This window comes from Terrabacter terrae (assembly GCF_039529575.1).
GTDB classification, from domain to species: Bacteria; Actinomycetota; Actinomycetes; order Actinomycetales; family Dermatophilaceae; genus Terrabacter; species Terrabacter terrae.
Genome location: NZ_BAAANB010000090.1, coordinates 1 through 4,035, shown reverse-complemented (window position 1 = coordinate 4,035; position 4,035 = coordinate 1). Strand labels below are relative to the sequence as shown.

Below are 4,035 nucleotides of genomic sequence, written 5' to 3'. Positions count from 1 at the left end.
CCGATCGCGCTCTCGGCCCTGATCATCGTCGGCCACATGTCGATGAAGATGTTCGACCTCATCTACGCGATCGCCGGGCAGAACTCCTACAAGGCCTCCGTGCCGGCCACGATGATGTGGACGCAGATGTTCCAGCAGAACAACCCGACGGCGGCCGCGGCCAACGCCACGATCCTGCTGGTCCTCGTCGCCATCGTCGTCGTGCCGTACCTGATGTACACGAACAAGACCGAGAAGGAGACCCGCGGATGACCGCCACGACGAACGAGGTCGTGCCGGCCGGCGCGGCCATGGGCGGCGAGCCGATCCCCTCGCGGGTCAGCACGGGCAAGGCCCCCGGGACCGAGGGCACCGCAGTCGGGCGCACCGTGCGCTACGGCCTGCTCGTCCTCTTCCTGGTCCTCATCCTGCTCCCGCTCTACGTGCTGATCGTGACGAGCCTCAAGCGCAGCGCCGACGTGACCGCCAGCCAGGCGTGGTCGCTGCCGACCTCGCTGTCCTTCGACGGCTGGAAGTCGGCGTGGGACTCGCTCTCACCGCCGCTGTTGCGGTCGCTGATCCTCGCGACCTCGGTGGCCGTCCTGTCGGCGATGCTCGGCTCGGTCAACGGGTTCATCTTCAGCAAGTGGCGCTTCCCCGGAGCGACGACGGTCTTCACGCTGTTCCTCTTCGGGATGTTCATCCCGTACCAGGCCGTCATGATCCCGCTGCAGGGCATGCTCCTCGACGTGCAGGGCACGCCCGGCTTCTCGTGGTTCGACGGCATCGTCAAGCTCATCGCCGTCCACCTCATCTTCGGCATCCCGATCTGCACGCTGATCTTCCGCAACTACTACGCGACGGCCCTGCCGACGGAGATCCTCGAGGCCGCGAAGGTCGACGGCGCAGGCCTGCTGCGGACCTTCCGCTCGGTCGTCCTGCCGATCTCGATGCCTGCCTTTGTCGTGACGATGATCTGGCAGTTCACCTCGGCCTGGAACGACTTCCTCTTCGCGCTGTTCCTCACCAACCGCAACAACGGCCCGGTGACGTATGCGCTGAACGAGCTGGCGGGCGGCCAGAACCCCGACTACCCGTCCATCATGGCCGGCGTGCTCCTGGCGTCGCTGCCGACCCTGCTCGTCTACATCGTGCTCGGGCGCTACTTCATCGGCGGCCTGATGAGCGGCTCGGTCAAGTAGGCGGGCGGCTCACGAGGACGAGCTCCCACCGACGCGAACGGCGCGGCCCCGACCGGGGTTCGCGCCGTTCCGTCTGTGCGTGTCGGTTGTATGCGTGGGGCTCGGCGGGTGCCCCCGCCGTCAGCAGTCGCGCGTCAGTCGGCCGTGCGGCGGACGTACGCCCTGATCGCGAGGGGCGCGACGACGGCGGTGATGAGCAGTGACCAGCCGACCGAGACGAGGACCGCATGCTGCAGCGGCCACGCCGCGCTCGGTGGCGCCGGTGGCACGTTGCCCCAGAGCTCCCGCATCGCCTGGACGAGCGCGCTGATCGGGTTCCACTCGGCGACGGTCCGCAGCCACGGCGCCATCGCCTCGGTGGGCGCGAACGTGTTGGCCAGGAAGGTGACCGGGAAGATCGTCGTGAACATCAGGCCGTTGACCGCCTCGACCGAGCGCAGCGCCGACCCGACGAGGATGCCGAACCAGATCATCGCGAAGCCGAAGAGCAGCAGCAGCGCGAAGGCGAGGACGGCGTTGCCGAAGCCGCCCCGGATGCGCCAGCCGATGGCGAGGCCGGTCATCGACATGACGAAGACGCCGATGCTCGAGTGGATGATCGCGTAGACGCTGCGGCCGATGAGGACCGACCCGCGGGAGATCGGCAGGGAGCGGAACCGGTCGATGACGCCCTTGTCGAGGTCCATGTTGAGGCCGCTGGCGACGATGAACGAGGCGAACGCCATCGTCTGGGCCATGATCCCGGGCAGCAGCCACTCGCGGTAGGAGCCGCTGTCGGTGCGGATCGAGCCGCCGAACACGAAGGCGAACAGCAGCACGAACATGATCGGCTGGATCGTGACGTCGGTCAGCATCTCGGGCTGGCGCCGGGTGTGCTTGAGGTTGCGCCACACCATCATCTGGACCTGGCGCAGCAGCCCCGGCGGACGGAACCGGGGCGCGGCCGCGCGAGCGGTCGCGGTGGTGGTCTGCGTGGTCGCGGATGCCTGGGTCATCGCGACTCCCCCTTCTGCTGGTCCTGCTCGACTCTCGCGCCGTCGTGGTCGTCGCCCGACTCGGCACGGTGCCCGGTGAGGCTGAGGAAGACGTCGTCGAGGCTCGGGCGCTTGAGGCCGAGGTCGTCGAGGACGATCTCGCTGCGGTCGAAGACGGCGGCGACGCGGGTCATGTCGGACAAGCCGTTGGCGGGCGCCGTCAGCTGCCGGGCCGCCGTGTCGACGTGCACCTCGGAGACGTGCGAGGCGAGCAGTGCGCGGGCCTGCTCCAGCTGCTCGGCGTGGGAGACGGTCAGCACGATCGCGGCTTGGCCGGACTGGTCCTTCAGCTCGAGGGCCGTGCCCTCGGCGATGATCCGCCCGTGGTCGATGACGACGATGCGGTCGGCGAGCTGGTCGGCCTCCTCGAGGTACTGCGTCGTGAGCAGCAGCGTCGTGCCGTCCGTGACGAGCCCGCGAAGGACCTCCCAGAGCTCGACGCGGCTGCGCGGGTCGAGTCCGGTGGTCGGCTCGTCGAGGAAGAGCACCGGCGGTGCGGCGATGAGGCTGACGGCCAGGTCGAGCCGGCGCCGCATGCCCCCGCTGTACTCCTTGACCACCTTGTTGCCCGACTCGGTGAGCGAGAACCGCTCGAGGAGCTCGTCCGAGAGGCGGCGCACGTCGGCACGACCGAGGCCGTAGAGGGAGCCGATGAGCCGGAGGTTCTCGCGGCCCGTCAGCATCTCGTCGACGGTGGCCGCCTGACCGGTCAGCCCCATGCTGAGCCGCACGGCCTCGGGGTCGGTCAGCACGTCGTGCCCGGCGACGCGCGCGGTGCCGCTCGTCGGCGTGGTCAGGGTCGTCATCATCCGGACGGTGGTGGTCTTGCCGGCGCCGTTGGGGCCGAGCAGGCCCAGGACCGTGCCCTGCGGCACGGTGAGGCTGACGTCGTCGACCGCCGTCATGTCCTCGAAGCGTTTGACGAGGTGCTCGGCCTCGATGGCCGGCCCCGTGAACCGGTCGCGCCCGGTGCGTGCCTCGGTGGTGATGGTCATGAGAGGGTCCCCGATCCTCGTGAGTCGCGTGTCGGTGGGTCGCGAGTGTGAGCTGCGCGTGAGACCACGGTAGCCGTCCCCACCGACAGCGTGCGTCCCTCAAGTGGACGCCGTCAACATTTTTCTCCTCAACTTCCCGACCGCCGACCGACAACCACCCGACCGGCGCCACCGGCGAGGGAGTTCGCCCACGGCGTACGTCCTCGGAGGCTTCATGCCCCGCCGACCGCACGGCGCCGTGCGACGCTGGACGGACGCACCGCGACCGATCGGAGACGGCCATGACCGAGATCGCCACCAGCCCGCAACCGGCCGGGCCCGCCCCGCTGCTGCGGGAGGTCTACGGCCGCCTGCTGCGCCGCCTCCGCACCCGCCAGGGCCGCACCCTCGCCGAGGTCGCCGCCCGCGCCGGCATCTCCATCGCCTACCTCTCGGAGGTCGAACGCGGCCTGAAGGAGCCGTCCTCCGAGGTGCTCGAGGCGGTCTGCGTCGCCCTCGGCTCCAGCATCACCAGTCTCGTCGGCGCAGCACACCGCGACCTGCGTGAGCTGGCCGGCGAGGCGGGCCCGGGTGGCCGCGTCCTCGACCTCACGTCGCGGGCCGGCTCCAGCATCACGTCCACCGCCGAGCCGGCAGGCGCCGGCGCCGTCGGCGACGTCGAGGGGCCGGCGCTCTTCGCCGCCTGAGGGCCCTCACCCGACGAGGCTCCCCCCCGTCCGGACTTCTCCGCTGCGGGCTGCTGAACCGCGGGCTGCTGAGCTGCGGGCTGCAGTTGGCAACGACCGCGGTCAGACAGCCTGCCGAAGGCTCGACACGCGCTTGTGA

The 4,035-nt window shown here is 70.0% G+C and carries 4 protein-coding genes and 1 pseudogene; 3 read left to right on the top strand and 2 right to left on the bottom strand.

All coding sequences use genetic code 11. The annotated features are described in order from the left end of the window. Together ABD194_RS19370 and ABD194_RS19365 are read left to right on the top strand one after the other, a co-directional pair. Positions 1–252, top strand: a pseudogene (locus tag ABD194_RS19370) (sugar ABC transporter permease); the annotation flags it as partial. Further along, positions 249–1,181, top strand: a complete 933-nt coding sequence (locus ABD194_RS19365; RefSeq protein WP_343994532.1) for a carbohydrate ABC transporter permease — start codon at positions 249–251, stop codon at positions 1,179–1,181. The pseudogene ABD194_RS19370 and the gene ABD194_RS19365, both read left to right, overlap by 4 nt. A gap of 134 nt (positions 1,182–1,315) precedes the next feature. Here the strand turns inward: ABD194_RS19365 and ABD194_RS19360 are convergent, their stop codons facing one another. Both ABD194_RS19360 and ABD194_RS19355 read right to left on the bottom strand, forming a co-directional pair. Continuing rightward, complete coding sequence (locus ABD194_RS19360) at positions 1,316–2,176, bottom strand: ABC transporter permease (protein ID WP_343994530.1); 861 nt, start codon at positions 2,174–2,176, stop codon at positions 1,316–1,318. Beyond that, entirely contained in the window at positions 2,173–3,210 is a 1,038-nt protein-coding gene (locus ABD194_RS19355) for an ATP-binding cassette domain-containing protein (RefSeq protein WP_343994528.1), read from the bottom strand. Before ABD194_RS19355 ends, ABD194_RS19360 begins: the two co-directional genes overlap by 4 nt. Before the next feature lie 281 nt (positions 3,211–3,491). On the opposite strand from ABD194_RS19355, the gene ABD194_RS19350 reads away from it, so the two are divergent. Next, positions 3,492–3,896: a helix-turn-helix domain-containing protein gene (locus ABD194_RS19350; protein ID WP_343994526.1), complete on the top strand. Its 405-nt coding sequence runs from the start codon at positions 3,492–3,494 to the stop codon at positions 3,894–3,896. Positions 3,897–4,035 lie beyond the last annotated feature (139 nt).

Bases quoted from the DNA above. Each gene is read 5' to 3' on its own strand.
- ABD194_RS19365 (WP_343994532.1), top strand. From the start codon at position 249: ATGACCGCCACGACGAACGAGGTCGTGCCGGCCGGCGCGGCCATGGGC.
- ABD194_RS19355 (WP_343994528.1), bottom strand. From the start codon at position 3,210: ATGACCATCACCACCGAGGCACGCACCGGGCGCGACCGGTTCACGGGG.
- ABD194_RS19350 (WP_343994526.1), top strand. From the start codon at position 3,492: ATGACCGAGATCGCCACCAGCCCGCAACCGGCCGGGCCCGCCCCGCTG.
- ABD194_RS19360 (WP_343994530.1), bottom strand. From the start codon at position 2,176: ATGACCCAGGCATCCGCGACCACGCAGACCACCACCGCGACCGCTCGC.